The following is a 13712-nucleotide window of genomic DNA, read 5'->3' as shown; positions in this document are numbered from 1 at the left end:
CTAGCGGTTGAAGCGCTCCACCAGGGCGCGCAGCCCGGCGCACACTTGCTCCAGTTCCGCGCCGCGCACGGCGGCGGCATTGGCGCGGCGGGCGCTCTGCTGCACCGTGCCGGCCACGCCGTTGATCTGCCGCGAGACATCCTCGGCCACGCTGGACTGCTCCTGCGAGGCTGCGGCCATCTGCTGGCTCATGTCGCTGATGCGCTGCACCGCGTGCTGGATGCCCTGCAGGGCCTCCCGGGTCAGGGCGACCTGGGTCACGCCCTGCTGCGCGCCTTCCAGGCCCTGGCTGGCGATGCTCACCGCCTGCTCGGCACCGCCGCGCAGGCTGTCGATGATCGACTGGATATGCAGGGTCGACTGGCGGGTCTTGTCGGCCAGGGCGCGCACCTCGTCGGCGACCACCGCGAAGCCGCGTCCCTGCTCGCCGGCGCGGGCCGCTTCGATGGCGGCGTTGAGCGCCAGCAGGTTGGTCTGCTCGGCGATGGCGCGGATCATTCCGGCTGCCTCGGCAATGGCACCGGTCTGACCGGCCAGCTCGTTGACCGCCTGGTTGATCTGCCCGACCGTGCCGGCCAGGCTCTGGATCGCCGCGCCGCTGGCGTCGGCCACCTGGCTGCCCTGCCCGGCCAGCAGGTGCGCGGTGTGCGCCTGCTCGGCAGTCAGTTGCACGTGGCCGGCGACCTCGCCGATGGAGGCGGCCATCTCGGTCATGGCGGTGGCGGTCAGGTCGGTTTCGGCACGCTGTTCGAGCAGTGCCGACTCGGTGCTGCGCGACAGCCGCCCGGCATCCTGGGCGGCGCCGGCCATCTGCGCGGCGAGGTCGCTCAGGCGGGTGAGCGCGGTCTTCAGGCGCGCCTCCTCGCTGATCAGGATCAGCTCCAGCTGCCCGGCGGCACCGGGCAGGTCGCTGTAGGTCAAGGCCGCGACCGGGTCGCTGAAGGTGTTGTCGGCAACCTGAACGATGCGCCGCAAGTGGCGCCCCATACGGCTTTGCGCCCACAGGCCGACACCGGCGAACAGCGCCAGGGTCAGGCCCTGGGCGGGCAGTTCAGGCAAGATCTGGTTGGCGCCAATGGCCACGGCCCCCGCCAGCAGCGGCAGCGCCATGGCCCGCCCCAGCAGGGCCAGGCGCCGGGTCGGCGACAGCGCCGCCTTGCCGTCACGCAGCCGGGCGTACAGGGCTTCGGCGCGGGCCACCTGCTCGCGGGTCGGGCGCACGCGCACCGACTCGTAGCCGACCACCTGGCCGTTGTCGAGCATCGGCGTGACGTAGGCGTTGACCCAATAGAAGTTGCCGTTGCGGCAGCGGTTCTTGACGATGCCCATCCAGCTGCGGCCGGCCTTGAGGTACTGCCACATCAGCTCGAACACCGCCTCGGGCATGTCCGGGTGGCGCACCAGGTTGTGCGGGCTGCCGATCAGCTCGTCCTGGCTGTAGCCGCTGATGGCGGCGAACTCGGCGTTGCAGTAGGTGATCAGGCTGGCCGTGTCGGTCGCCGAAATCAGCCGCTGGTGCTCGGGAAAGCTTTGCTCGACCGGATTGACCGGCAGGTTCAGACGCACGATGAGACTCCATTCATACACGGCCCGACGCATGGCCTGACAGGAGGCCAGGGGCGCCGGAACCGTTCATCCTGGATCAGTTCCAATGTCCGACAACGCTTGCACACGGGCCGGCAAATGGCCGGATCGCCCTGGACGACTACTTGAATGACTGATCAATCAAAGCGGCGAATTCTACGAATTCCATCACATTTTGCAAATAAAGGTGACGAATCATGGCGTTGCGCCATATCGACATATATCGTTAAGTGCTTGATTCTAAATTGGAATTGAGCGATGACGAGAACAGGTCTAGGTCCAGCCCTGCGCCGCTACCGCAAACTGGCGGGCTTCACTCAGGCGCAACTGGGCGAGCGAACCGGCTTCGACCCCAAGACCATCAGCCGTTTCGAAACCGGCACCTACACCCCCAGCATCGAATCGCTGGTGAGCTTCGCCGAGGCACTGGGGATCAAGCCGAAAGTGTTCTTCAGCGACCCTGACGATGAAGACGAACAACGCGCCTACCTTTTCGGCGTGATCCACAACGCCCCTCCCAAGGACCTCGGCAAGCTGATCGCCGCCGTCGATCAGGTGCTGGCCAAGCCGTGAAATCCCCCCGCGCACCACGCTAGAGCAGAAGCACCGTCACTGCACCACAACTGGTCAGACCGGTAAGGCCGAAATCACTTGCAAAGTAAAAAAAATCGGCGTTTTATGGCTCGGCAGTGAACAAACCGGTAAGACCACAATAATTAAGTCCTGCGCTCTTTCGCTCCGTGTGGCTTGGGGGGCAAGGACACCGACCAGAGACTCCTCCCATGCTCAAATGGTGTTCGCGTTCGATCTTCCTCCAGGTTGTGCTCGGCCTTGCCCTCGGCATTGTCTGCGGCCTGAGCTTCCCCGACCTGTCCCTGCAACTCAAACCCCTGGGCGACGGCTTCATCAAGCTGATCAAGATGCTCATCGGCCTGATCGTGTTCTGCGTGGTGGTCAGCGGCATTTCCGGCGCCGGCGACCTGAAGAAGGTCGGGCGCATCGGCCTGAAATCGGTGATCTACTTCGAAGTGCTGACCACCCTGGCCCTGGTGATCGGCCTGGTGTTCGCCTTCTCCACCGGCATCGGCAGCGGCGCCAACATCCACCTCGACCAGCTGTCCAGTGCCGACGCCGGCGCCCTGGCCGAGCGCGGTGCGCACATCCACGGCACCACCACCTTCCTCATGGACCTGATCCCCACCTCGGTGGTGGGCGCCTTCGCCGACAACAACATCCTCCAGGTACTGCTGTTCTCGGTGCTGTTCGGCAGCGCGCTGAACCTGGTGGGTGAGTCGGCCTCGGGCATTTCGCGGCTGATCAACGAACTCAGCCACGTGATCTTCCGCATCATGGGCATGATCGTGCGCCTGGCGCCGATCGGCGTGTTCGGCGCCATCGCCTTCACCACCAGCAAGTACGGCCTGAGCTCGCTGCAGCACCTGGGTGGCCTGGTGGCGCTGTTCTACCTGACCTGCGCCGGCTTCGTGCTGATCATCCTCGGCACGGTGATGCGCCTGTCGGGCCTGAGGCTGCTGCCGCTCATCAAGTACCTGCGCGAGGAGCTGTCCATCGTCCTCGGCACCGCCTCCTCCGACGCCGTGCTGCCCCAGGTGATGCGCAAGCTCGAGCACCTGGGCATCGGCAGTTCCACCGTCGGCCTGGTGATCCCCACCGGCTACTCGTTCAACCTCGATGGCTTCTCCATCTACCTGACCCTGGCCATCGTGTTCATCGCCAACGCCACCGGCACGCCACTGGCGATGACCGACCTGCTGACCATTCTTCTGGTGTCGCTGGTGACTTCCAAGGGTGCCCACGGCATCCCAGGCTCGGCCCTGGTGATTCTCGCCGCCACCCTCACCGCGGTACCGGCGATCCCGGTAGTAGGCCTGGTGCTGGTACTGGCCGTGGACTGGTTCATGGGCATCGGCCGGGCGCTGACCAACCTGATCGGCAACTGCGTCGCCACCGTGGCCATTGCCCGCTGGGAAAAGGACATCGACCTGGAACGCGCCCACAACGTGCTGGCCAACAAGCCTGGCTTTGCCCCGATCACCCGCAAGCAGGGCCAACCTCATCAACAGGAATTCTAAGCCCAAGGCCGCCGGCGCCCAGCGCCGGCCGGCCAAGCGCAAAGATGCCGCGTCAACCAAGGAGCGAACCGTGATCAGCTCTTCGACCGTAGTCAATTCAGTGGTGGAGAAACTCCGCCAGGCCCTGGCCCGCGGTCAGTGGCGCAGCGGCGACATGCTGCCCGGCCAGCGCGAGCTGGCCGAACAACTGGGGATCAGCCGACCGAGCCTGCGCGAGGCGGTGATCGTCCTGGAAACCCTGGGCCTGGTGCGCTCGATGCCCGGCAAGGGCGTGCTGGTGCTGGATGCCGACGCCGCCCAGTCACAGGAAGCGGACACCGTCGCCGAGGCCAGCCTGGCCGATGTGCTCGAGCTGCGCTACACCCTCGAACCCTTCATCGCCGGGCTGGTGGCGCAATCGGCCGGCAGCCAGGACATCGGCCAGCTGCGCCTGACCCTGATGGACATGCGCGAAGCCCTCGATGCCGGTGACAGCGAGGCCGGCATCAACGCCTACATCGCCTTCCATGAGGCGCTGTTCGCCCTGACCACCAACCCGATCTTCCAGAGCGTGGTGCAGCAGACCGGCAATGCCCTCAAGCAGAGCGCCGCCATGCTGCGCAACTCGCCCGAGCACCTGGCTGCGCGCCTGAGCGAGAACGAAGCGGTGGTGCGCGCGATCCGCGAGCGCAACAGCGCCAAGGCCAGCCAGCAGATGCGCCAGCACATCCTTGCCGAGGGCCAGCGCATGGGCATCGCCCTGAACATCCCGGACGACCAACCAGGCACCTGAATAAAGAAGGAGAGCGACCATGACCGCCTGCGCCCAAGCCGCCCCCCGCCTGCCTACCCTGCTCGGTGCCGGCGAGACCCGCCTGTCGGCGGAACAGATCTACCCCCGGCTGTTCGACGCCATCCTCGAACAGCGCCTGCCCCCCGGCAGCGCCCTGCCCGAGCAGGCGCTGGGCAATGCCTTCGGCGTCAGCCGCACGGTGATCCGCCGGGTGCTCGGGCGCCTGTCCGACCAGCAGGTGGTGGTGCAGCGCCCCAGCCATACCGCGCACCTGGCCGCGCCCGACCCCGAGCAGGCGCGCCAGGTGCTCAGCGCCCGGCGCCTGGCCGAAACCACGCTGATCGGCCTGGCCACCCAGCGCGCCCGACCGGCGCAGATCCGCCAACTGCGCCAACTGGTCGAGCGCGAGCGCCAGCACCATGAGCGCGGCGAACGCTGCACGGCGATCCGCCTGGGCGGCGAGTTCCACATGAAGCTGGCGCAGATGGCCGCCAACGCACCGCTGGCGCGCTTCCTCAACGGCCTGGTGCCGATGACCTCGCTGATCATCGCCCGTTACGAGTCACCATGCTGCGAGCACTGTGCGTGGCAGGAGCACGCGGCGATCATCGATGCGGTGGAAAGCGGCGACGGCCAGGCCGCGCTGGCGCTTATGCAAGAACATCTGGATCGCTTGCAAGCCAAACTGGAGTTGGACTGATCTGAGCGGAAACCTTACCGGCTGATGCTACCGGGTGAGTTTCAGGAAACTCGATGCCATCCCTGACATCCCGTCAGGGCTGCCATCAGAAGGTTTTATGACCAATACCCCATTCCACGACCCTGACATGATCGATTTGCCAGATCATGACGCCCCTCCCTCTCCCGTATCGACCCCAGGCATAGACTCACCGCAAGCCCCCTTGTCGCGGGAGGCACTTGCCAGCTCGAACACGGTGCACAGCCCTCACAAAACAACCATGAACCCACTTGACAGGATCGCCCATCAGAGCCACAACAACCTTGCTTTGCCGCTGCGCAGCCCTGTCGACGATCTGGGCGCTTCATTTGCCCGTTGGGAGGCAACCGCCATGGCCGACCCACAGGATCAGCACGCCCACCCCGTTCCTGCACCCGCGCCAGGCAGGGGTTTACTGAGCCCACCCCTGCCTCTCGATGCATTGGCCAGTGATGCGTCCTATGTACTGATGGACGAACGGGGGCGCGTCCTGTGCGCCCAACAACAAGGTGGGTGGGACTGGGCTTTTCTGGGTGACTTCAACGCCTACCATTCGGATGTGCTGTACTTTTCCGTCTCGACTTCACGCATCGGCAACCAGACTGTCCTGAAGACCACGAGCAAAAACAAACACTGGAACTTCCATGTCAATCACAACGACTGGATTTTCGCCTCCGCCCAACGCTGGCCTGGCTACCCCATGCTCGAATTGCACTTTGCCAACCTGCGGCATGATTCGAACCAGTTCACCCTGGCGTTCAATATCGGAGCAGAACATCGCGCCCTGGCCGCCGAGGGAGGCGCGTGGAATTACCTGCGCGTCGCCAGGCCAGACCACGCCACACGCTTTACCCTACACCGCTATTATGTGCCGGGGCGAGGGCTGGCGGACCTGATCGCTGAAACCTGGCCTGGCGTGAGTACTGACTTGATCCATGAGACTGACAGGCCTTATCTGGGCATTTCTGCGCACCACGCCGAACAGATCTGGAATGATTCGAAGCTTGGCCGCTACCAATGGCGTGAAGGGAGCTTCGATAGCGACGATTTCGCCTTCATCTACAAGGCTCAGGCCTCGCTGGACGCCTATCATGGCAATCTTCCCCATCCCTACGCGATAGGCTGGGTTACCGGTGCCAATGCCGCACACAGGTACACAGCGAACCTGTTCATGGACCTGAATGGCAGGCTCAATACACTCGACCCACAGACCGGCGAAATCGCAGCTGCGGCCAGTTGGGCTTTCGCACCGACCAGAATCCTGATCTGACCGGGGCGCACCGGCGGCGTATGACGCTTGCAGCACTCGGTAGGGTCACCCGAAATGCATCTCGAAGGCCCGGCGCGGTTTCGGCATTGGCGAATCCGCACCACGCCGCCACCTGCTTGGGCGACTCCTCCAGACATCCACTCGCGGCATTCAACGCGCCAGCTCCATCCAGGCCGCCGGGGTCATGCCCACGTCGGCCTGGAACAGCCGAGCTCACGCCGATCCGCAACGGTGCGCATTGTATTCGCGCACCTGGATCGCCTGGAGGACAGGCTGGAACTGGACAGGCCCAAGGGAAACCGTGCCGTATGATCAAGCGGCGGGATCCGCGCGAGACTCCCGGGCATCCCGGCATCCCGTCGGGCTTGTCCTGCCGAAGGTGCCATGAACACTACTGCAACCATTCCAACATCAGCCAGCCATTCGCTCGATAGCGTTCCCACGACCCCGCCAGAGGCCGCGCCCGCGCCAAGACCAAGCCCGGCGGGTGGCGAACTCAGCGCGGCAATGTCGCTGGACACACTGGCCAGTGACGAGTCGTATGTACTGTTCGACGAACTTGGGCGGGTCCTGTGTGCCCAGCAGCAAGGATCCTGGGGCTGGGCCTACCTGGGCGATTTCGACACCTACAACTCGGATGTGCTCTACATCGCCGTATCGGCCGCAGGCGGTGGGCGCCTTGCCACGCTGGACGTCTCGGCGAACGATCGCCCCTGGAGCCTTTACGCCAATGGCCCCATCGGCAGGGACCCTTGGTTGTTCGCCTCCGGCCAAGGCTGGCCAGGTTACCCGCGGATCAACCTGTGCCCCGTAAGCAACGGCAACAACGCCCAGCAATTCACCCTGCAGGTCGAAATCGACGGCGAGCGCAAAGCCTTCAAGGCCGGCAGCAGCACCTGGGACTGGCTGTACCTGGCAAGCCCCGCAAAGGAACCCACGCGCTTCACCCTGCATCGTTACCATATCACCGGCCAACGCCTGTTCGACCTCATCAAGACGACCTGGCCGAGCGTTGCCGCCGACGCACTTTGTGAAGCCGACAGTGCCTACCAGGCCATCTCGTCACACCACGCCAGGCAGATCTGGCAGGACGCGGGCCTTGGCCGCTGCCGCTGGCGCAGCGAAAGCTTCGACTGCGACGACTTTGCCTTTGTCTACAAGGGCCAGGCCTCGCTCGACGCCTACCACGGCAATGCAACCTACCCCTACGCCGTGGGCTGGATCGCTGGCGCATGCGGCAACGAGGCGCACGCGGTGAACCTGTTCCTGGACCTGGATGGCCATCTCAAGACCCTGGAGCCGCAAACCGGCGAAATCATGCTGGCGCAAGACTGGCCCTATGCGCCGTACCAGGTACTGATCTGAGACCTGTCACTTTTCACCTGCTGCATCGACCGAGCTGAACGCCACCGAGTCGACGCCAGGCAGGATCGACACTTCGTCCCCCAACGACCATTCCGCCACCCGCGCCGCCAGGGCGGCGGGCACACCCGGCGAGCCGCCTGGGCCGGGCGGCACGTCGTAGGTGGCGTGGGCGTCGTGCGCCAGCAACACCTCGAAGCCCCGTTGCAGCGCGGCGCGGGCGGTGGCGGCCAGGCACATTTCCGAGAGCAGGCCGCACAAGGCCAGGCACTGGACTCCCAGCTCATCCAGCAAGGCCTGCAACCCGGTCTCGACAAAGCCATCGTCCTCGGTCTTGAACAGCACGTGCTCGCCACGGGCCGCCGGGAAATACAATTGCCAGCCGGCCGTGTGCGGGGCGTCCGGGGTATCGGGGGCGCCGTCGTTCTGCAGGAAGATCACCGGCACGCCGGCCTGCCGCGCACGTGCCAGCAAGCGGGCGATGCTCGTCTGCAGGGCGAGATGAGCGGGAACGGCGTCGGGCCCTTCCATGAACGCGCATTGCACGTCCACCAGCAACAGGGCCTCGGCCTGGGGGATCGGTTCAGCGGGCATGCGACGCTCCAGTGCGAGAGATGAAAGGCCGAGCATAGCGCAGCCCCAGGGAGCGCCGTACCATGACCGCCGATTCATCACAGGGTCTTGGAGGCCAATATGAAGCACGCTATCGCGCCAGTGGGCGCGGAACATTTCGATCGGCTGGCCGATCTGTGGGAGGCCTCGGTACGGGCGACCCATGACTTTCTTCCCGATGGCTATATCGAGCGTCTGCGCCCGCTGGTGCGCGAGCAGTACCTGGGGTTTGTCGAACTGCGCGCCTGGCGGGACAGTGAAGGCCATATCCAAGGGTTTGCCGGGGTGCATGACGGCAAGCTGGAAATGCTCTTCATCGACCCCGCCTGCCGTGGCCAGGGCATCGGCAAGGCGCTGCTGGCCGGCGTGGTCGAGGAACTGGGCGTGCGTGAGGTGGACGTCAATGAACAGAACCCACAAGCGGTGGGGTTCTACCTGAAGCAGGGGTTTATCCAGGTGGGCCGCTCGGAGGTGGATGGCCAGGGCGATCCGTATCCGTTACTGCACTTGAAGCTGGAGGGGTGAACATGTTTATCAAGCCTGCAAAGGGGGCCGCTCTGCGGCCCATCGCGGGACGAGCCCGCTCCTACAGGTATTGTGCAGTACCTGTAGGAGCGGGCTTGCCCCGCGATGAGGCCCGCAAGACAAACCTATACTTCGGATAACCACCCAGCCTCTCGCCAAGGGGGCAATCCGCGTGAAATCAATCCTTGCGATGTTTGCGCTCTGCCTCCTGCTGGCCCTCGCCGGTTGCGCCGGCAAACGCCCCCCGGCCCCGCCGCCACCGCAGAACCTGCCCCCCGCCGTCTGGCAACGCATCGACCAGGACATCATCGAAGCCTCGGTCGCCGCCGCAGGCTCTGCCAACGACTACGCACGGCGTTCCATGCGCGTGTGGAAGGAGCAGGTGCAGCAACGCACCGAGAACGATTTCATCCCCTGGTTCACCGGCTACTGGACCCAGCAATGGCTCACGCTCAAGGTGGCCTGGTACACGATGAACAGCGGCAATGGCAACGAGCCGCCGGAAAAGCGCCTGGGCCTGTACCTGCAGGAGCAGTACCGCGAACGCGTGATCGACCCGGTGGCCGAGCAGATCAACCCCGAGGGCATCCGCGACCGCGCAAGCGAGCTGTACCTGCAACTGCTCGGCCAACAGCTGCCGGCGATCATCCAACGCTACAACGCGCCGCCCGAGCAGTTCAGCCAGCGCCTGAACCACATCCCGATCATCGCCCTGGGGCCGCCGGATGCACGCAACGCCTCGCTCTACCAGTTGCTGCGGGCCAAGTCGCTGGACCAGCAACCGGCCTGGCAATCCCTGCGCCAGCACCTGCACCAGCAGGCCGCCAAGGCCCCCGGGCAGACCGATGCCGGGCTATCGTCAGTGGCTACCCAGGCCAGCGAGAAACTCGGCGCCACCCTGGCCCCGCGTGGCGCCGCCAGCGCGATCGCGGCGGCAGTGGGCAAGGCGGCAGGAGCGCTGATCTCGGTGGCGGCAACCGGCTACGGCATCATCACCCATGACCGCGAGCAGCCGCAGATGGTCGAGCAACTACGGGTGATCCTCAATGTGGCGCTGAACCAGGAATGGCAAGAGCTGATGGAGAACCGCCAGAGCGGGGCCATGGCTGGGGTGTATTACTTGTCGGGGCAGGTGGAGGACAGTTTGCTGGGCTATCGAGCGCCGTGATCTGTAGGAGCGGCCTTGTGCCGCGAAAGGGCTGCGGAGCAGCCCCTGGATTTCAGCATTTATACATAGATCGCCGGGGCTGCTGTGCAGCCCTTTCGCGGCACAAGGCCGCTCCTACAGAAGGCTCAGGCCGGCGCCATTGCCGAGGTCGGCAAGCCGAAGATCCGGTCGAACGCCCAGTTGTAGACGAACGTGTAGCACGGCACCAGGATGATGAACGCCAGGTCCACCAGCAACGCCTCCAGCAGGGTCATGTCCAGCCACCAGGCGATCAGCGGGATCAGGTACACCACCAGGGTCAGCTGGAAGCCGATTGCATGCGCCACCCGACGGCCCAGGCTGCGGCCGCGCTTGGCCTGGCGGCTCTCCCAACGCTCGAACAAGGTGTTGTAGATGAGGTTCCAGACCATGGCGATGGTGGTGATCATCACCGCCAGGGGGCCGGTGTGCGAGGCCTGGGTGTCGGACAGGTAGGCCAGGCCCAGGGTCGACATGCACAGGCCGATCAGTTCATAGAAGGTCACGTAGACCAGTTTGCGTTTGATTCCTTGCACAAAGTTACCTTGCTGCGGGGATGACGAAGACGCGCAGAATGAATCAATAAACTTGACAGAAAAAGTCGGCAGCCTTCAGATTTACTGAAAGGAGACTGCCATGAACTTTTCCAGCGACACCATCCTGCTGTTTCTCGCCGTGCTCGACCGCGGCTCGTTTTCCGCCGCCGCGCGGGCCCTCGGGCGGGTACCCTCGGCGGTGAGCATGGCCATCGGCAACCTCGAGGCGGAGCTCGGCTACCCGTTGTTCGAGCGCGGCTCGCGCGAGGCGCGCCCGACCGCCCAGGCCCAGGCCCTGGAACCCCATGCCCGGCTGATCGCCGAACAGCTCGGGCTGCTGGAAGTGCACGCACTGGAACTGTCGCGCGGGCTGGAGAGCAGCCTGGCCATCGCCGTGGTCCCGGATATCGACCAGCGCCCGTTGCTCAACGCCATTACCCGCCTTGGCGAGCGCCATCCGCTGCTGGACATCGAACTGCTCGCCGCGCCCCAGGAGGAGGCCCTGCAATTGCTCGACAGCGGTCGCGCCGGCCTGTGCCTGGCCTTCGCCGGGTTGCAGGTGGACCCACGGCGCAGCTTCCAGCACATCGCCATGGAGTCGCTGGTGGCCACGCTGTCGCCGCAGCATCCTGCCCTGCGCGAAGGGCGTATCCGCCACCTTGAAGACCTGGTCAACCTGCGCCAGATCCTGGTGCGCAGCCGCGACCTGCCGCTGTCCGACCCGCGCTCGCTGATCGGCACCTCGCACTGGCGCACCGACAGCCTGGATCTTGCCGTGCAGATGGTCGAGGCGGGCCTGGGCTGGGGCGACCTGCCACTGTCGCGGGTCGCGCCGCTGATCGACGCCGGGCGCCTGGTGCGCCTGGAATTCCACAACACCCGCAACGAACTGCAACTGCCGGTCAATGCCTTCTGGCTGAAGCAGCAACCCCTCGGCCAGGCGGCCAGGGCGCTGGTGAGCCTGTTGGCTTCGAAATGATTTGTCACTCTGTTAGGGCAATTGCGCCAAGCACTGCGACATTTAGTCTTTCAACATTTTTCAGATTCGGCCGATAGCGTTGCAACAGGCTCCGCCATTCGTGCCACAAGCACGCGGCGCCCTCCTTTCACTGGCTCAAGGTCTCGAAACATGAACCTGAAATTCCGCCACAAGATCCTGCTCAGTGCCTGCGCCGTCGTTGTACTGGCCTTTGCGCTGTTCACCCTCTACAACGACTACCTGCAACGCAACACCATCCGCCAGAACATCGAGTCCTCGGTGCGCCAGGCCGGCGCGCAGACCGCCAGCAGCGTGCAGAACTGGATGAGCGGACGCATCCTGGTGCTGGAGAACCTGGCCCAGGACATCGCCCAGCAGGGTGCCGGCAGCAACGTGCCGGGCCTGGTCGACCAACCGTCGTACACCAGCAACTTCCAGTTCACCTACTTCGGCCAGAACACCGGCCTGTTCACCCAGCGCCCCGACGCCAAGATGCCCGATGGCTACGACCCGCGTCAGCGCCCCTGGTACACCCAGGCCGTGGCCGCCAACCAGACCATGCTGACCCCGCCCTACATGGCGGCGGTAGGTGGCCTGGTGGTGACCATCGCCATGCCGGTCAAGGCCAAGGGTAGCGGCGAGCTGATCGGCGTGGTCGGCGGTGACCTGAGCCTGAACACCCTGGTCGACATCATCAACGCCGTCGACTTCGGCGGCATCGGCCACGCCTTCCTGGTCGACCGCAATGGCCAGGTGATCGTCAGCCCGGACAAGGACCGGGTGATGAAGAACCTCAAGGACATCTACCCGGGCTCGCCGCTGCGCGTGGAAACCGGCATCCAGGAAGTGAGCCTCGATGGCAAGGAGCGCATCATCTCCTTCGCCCCGGTCGACGGCCTGCCGTCGGCGCAGTGGTACATCGGCCTGTCGATCGACAAAGAAAAGGCCTACGCCCCGCTGAGCCAGTTCCGCACTTCGGCCATCATCGCCATGCTCATCGCCGTGGCCGTCATCGCCGGCCTGCTGGGCCTGCTGATCCCGGTGCTGATGAGCCCGCTGACCACCATGGGCCGCGCCATGCAGGACATCGCCGAAGGCGAAGGCGACCTGACCCGCCGCCTGGCCGTGCAGCAGAAGGACGAGTTCGGCGAGCTGGCCACCTCGTTCAACCGCTTCGTCGAGCGTATCCATGCCTCGATCAGCGAAGTGTCGTCGGCCACCCGCCTGGTGCATGACCTGTCGGAAAAAGTCGTTGGCGCCTCCAACGCCTCGCTCTCCGGCTCCGAAGAGCAGAGCATGCGCACCAACAGCGTCGCCGCCGCCATCAACGAGCTGGGCGCCGCCACCCAGGAGATCGCCCGCAACGCCGCCGATGCCTCGCAGCATGCCAGCGGCGCCAGCGAGCAGGCCAACGGTGGCCGCCAGGTGGTCGAAGAGGCCATCAGCGCCATGACCGCCCTGTCCGAGCGCATCAGCGAGTCCTGCGAGCAGATCGAGACCCTCAACGCCAGCACCGACGAGATCGGCAAGATCCTCGACGTGATCAAGGGCATCTCCCAGCAGACCAACCTGCTGGCGCTCAACGCCGCCATCGAGGCCGCCCGTGCCGGTGAAGCCGGCCGTGGCTTCGCCGTGGTCGCCGACGAAGTGCGCAACCTGGCCCACCGCACCCAGGAGTCGGCCGAAGAGATCCACCGCATGATCACCAGCCTGCAAGTTGGCTCGCGCGAGGCGGTGCACACCATGAACACCAGCCAGGTCTCCAGCGAAGAGACCGTGCAGGTGGTGGCCAACGAGGCCGGCGAGCGCCTGGCCAGCGTCACCCAGCGCATCGGCGAGATCGACGGCATGAACCAGTCGGTGGCCACTGCCACCGAAGAGCAGACCGCCGTGGTCGAGAGCCTGAATCTGGATATCACCCAGATCAACGCGCTGAACCAGCAAGGGGTGGAGAACCTCAACGAAACCCTGCGCCACTGCGACGCCCTGAGCCAGCAGGCCGGGCGCCTGAAGCAACTGGTCGGCAGCTTCCGCATCTGACCTGCCGCCCGCTCCCGCATGCACTGCGGGAGCGG

At 65.2% G+C, this 13712-nt stretch carries 13 protein-coding genes and 2 pseudogenes; 11 read left to right on the top strand and 4 right to left on the bottom strand.

What is annotated here, in order from left to right:
- On the bottom strand, positions 1 to 1110 hold the full coding sequence (locus LU671_RS13005) for a methyl-accepting chemotaxis protein (RefSeq protein ID WP_442964127.1): 1110 nt from the start codon (positions 1108 to 1110) through the stop codon (positions 1 to 3).
- 174 nt (positions 1111 to 1284) lie between these two features.
- Positions 1285 to 1599: pseudogene (locus LU671_RS29725) on the bottom strand (PAS domain-containing protein); the annotation flags it as partial.
- Positions 1600 to 1842: 243 nt separating this feature from the next.
- On the opposite strand from LU671_RS29725, the gene LU671_RS13000 reads away from it, so the two are divergent.
- The 6 genes from LU671_RS13000 (at position 1843) to LU671_RS12975 (ending at position 7802) form a co-directional block, all read left to right on the top strand.
- The gene (locus LU671_RS13000; protein ID WP_203647389.1) at positions 1843 to 2157 is read left to right on the top strand and encodes a helix-turn-helix domain-containing protein; all 315 of its coding nucleotides are present in this window, start codon (positions 1843 to 1845) and stop codon (positions 2155 to 2157) included.
- Positions 2158 to 2366: 209 nt separating this feature from the next.
- Positions 2367 to 3677, top strand: coding sequence for a C4-dicarboxylate transporter DctA (locus LU671_RS12995; protein WP_110738147.1), 1311 nt, complete (start codon positions 2367 to 2369; stop codon positions 3675 to 3677).
- A gap of 70 nt (positions 3678 to 3747) precedes the next feature.
- The gene (locus LU671_RS12990) at positions 3748 to 4449 is read left to right on the top strand and encodes a FadR/GntR family transcriptional regulator (RefSeq protein ID WP_203647390.1); all 702 of its coding nucleotides are present in this window, start codon (positions 3748 to 3750) and stop codon (positions 4447 to 4449) included.
- A 19-nt stretch (positions 4450 to 4468) separates the two neighbouring features.
- A complete protein-coding gene (locus tag LU671_RS12985; protein WP_232855860.1) occupies positions 4469 to 5149 on the top strand; it encodes a GntR family transcriptional regulator in 681 nt (226 codons plus the stop codon).
- 259 nt (positions 5150 to 5408) lie between these two features.
- The gene (locus tag LU671_RS12980) at positions 5409 to 6437 is read left to right on the top strand and encodes a lectin MOA-related protein (RefSeq protein WP_203647391.1); all 1029 of its coding nucleotides are present in this window, start codon (positions 5409 to 5411) and stop codon (positions 6435 to 6437) included.
- Positions 6438 to 6944: 507 nt separating this feature from the next.
- Positions 6945 to 7802: a lectin MOA-related protein gene (locus LU671_RS12975; protein WP_203647392.1), complete on the top strand. Its 858-nt coding sequence runs from the start codon at positions 6945 to 6947 to the stop codon at positions 7800 to 7802.
- 6 nt (positions 7803 to 7808) lie between these two features.
- Here the strand turns inward: LU671_RS12975 and LU671_RS12970 are convergent, their stop codons facing one another.
- Positions 7809 to 8393: an isochorismatase family protein gene (locus LU671_RS12970; RefSeq protein ID WP_232855859.1), complete on the bottom strand. Its 585-nt coding sequence runs from the start codon at positions 8391 to 8393 to the stop codon at positions 7809 to 7811.
- 99 nt (positions 8394 to 8492) lie between these two features.
- Here LU671_RS12970 and LU671_RS12965 point away from each other — a divergent pair, with 99 nt between their 5' ends.
- Positions 8493 to 8936: a GNAT family N-acetyltransferase gene (locus LU671_RS12965; RefSeq protein WP_203647394.1), complete on the top strand. Its 444-nt coding sequence runs from the start codon at positions 8493 to 8495 to the stop codon at positions 8934 to 8936.
- A gap of 190 nt (positions 8937 to 9126) precedes the next feature.
- Positions 9127 to 10104, top strand: a complete 978-nt coding sequence (locus LU671_RS12960; protein WP_232855919.1) for a hypothetical protein — start codon at positions 9127 to 9129, stop codon at positions 10102 to 10104.
- 125 nt (positions 10105 to 10229) lie between these two features.
- Here the strand turns inward: LU671_RS12960 and LU671_RS12955 are convergent, their stop codons facing one another.
- A complete protein-coding gene (locus LU671_RS12955) occupies positions 10230 to 10658 on the bottom strand; it encodes a PACE efflux transporter (protein ID WP_232855858.1) in 429 nt (142 codons plus the stop codon).
- A 100-nt stretch (positions 10659 to 10758) separates the two neighbouring features.
- Here LU671_RS12955 and LU671_RS12950 point away from each other — a divergent pair, with 100 nt between their 5' ends.
- The 3 genes and pseudogenes from LU671_RS12950 (at position 10759) to LU671_RS29715 (ending at position 13677) form a co-directional block, all read left to right on the top strand.
- Positions 10759 to 11637 carry a LysR family transcriptional regulator gene (locus LU671_RS12950; protein ID WP_203647396.1) on the top strand — a complete coding sequence of 293 codons (879 nt, stop codon included), beginning with the start codon at positions 10759 to 10761 and terminating at the stop codon, positions 11635 to 11637.
- 150 nt (positions 11638 to 11787) lie between these two features.
- Positions 11788 to 12819, top strand: a pseudogene (locus LU671_RS29720) (HAMP domain-containing protein); the annotation flags it as partial.
- Between the two features lie 114 nt (positions 12820 to 12933).
- On the top strand, positions 12934 to 13677 hold the full coding sequence (locus LU671_RS29715) for a methyl-accepting chemotaxis protein (protein ID WP_442964126.1): 744 nt from the start codon (positions 12934 to 12936) through the stop codon (positions 13675 to 13677).
- Positions 13678 to 13712: the final 35 nt, after the last annotated feature.

It is taken from the genome of Pseudomonas sp. NMI760_13, from assembly GCF_021283245.1.
Lineage (GTDB): Bacteria > Pseudomonadota > Gammaproteobacteria > Pseudomonadales > Pseudomonadaceae > Aquipseudomonas > Aquipseudomonas peradeniyensis.
Note: the sequence above shows the minus strand (reverse complement) of the source record. Positions and strands in the feature narration are given on the sequence as shown.

Coding starts and splice junctions, on each gene's coding strand:
- LU671_RS13005 (WP_442964127.1), bottom strand. CDS start 1,110: ATGGCGCTGCCGCTGCTGGCGGGGGCCGTGGCCATTGGCGCCAACCAG.
- LU671_RS13000 (WP_203647389.1), top strand. CDS start 1,843: ATGACGAGAACAGGTCTAGGTCCAGCCCTGCGCCGCTACCGCAAACTG.
- LU671_RS12995 (WP_110738147.1), top strand. CDS start 2,367: ATGCTCAAATGGTGTTCGCGTTCGATCTTCCTCCAGGTTGTGCTCGGC.
- LU671_RS12985 (WP_232855860.1), top strand. CDS start 4,469: ATGACCGCCTGCGCCCAAGCCGCCCCCCGCCTGCCTACCCTGCTCGGT.
- LU671_RS12980 (WP_203647391.1), top strand. CDS start 5,409: ATGAACCCACTTGACAGGATCGCCCATCAGAGCCACAACAACCTTGCT.
- LU671_RS12975 (WP_203647392.1), top strand. CDS start 6,945: ATGTCGCTGGACACACTGGCCAGTGACGAGTCGTATGTACTGTTCGAC.
- LU671_RS12970 (WP_232855859.1), bottom strand. CDS start 8,393: ATGCCCGCTGAACCGATCCCCCAGGCCGAGGCCCTGTTGCTGGTGGAC.
- LU671_RS12965 (WP_203647394.1), top strand. CDS start 8,493: ATGAAGCACGCTATCGCGCCAGTGGGCGCGGAACATTTCGATCGGCTG.
- LU671_RS12960 (WP_232855919.1), top strand. CDS start 9,127: ATGTTTGCGCTCTGCCTCCTGCTGGCCCTCGCCGGTTGCGCCGGCAAA.
- LU671_RS12950 (WP_203647396.1), top strand. CDS start 10,759: ATGAACTTTTCCAGCGACACCATCCTGCTGTTTCTCGCCGTGCTCGAC.
- LU671_RS29715 (WP_442964126.1), top strand. CDS start 12,934: ATGCGCACCAACAGCGTCGCCGCCGCCATCAACGAGCTGGGCGCCGCC.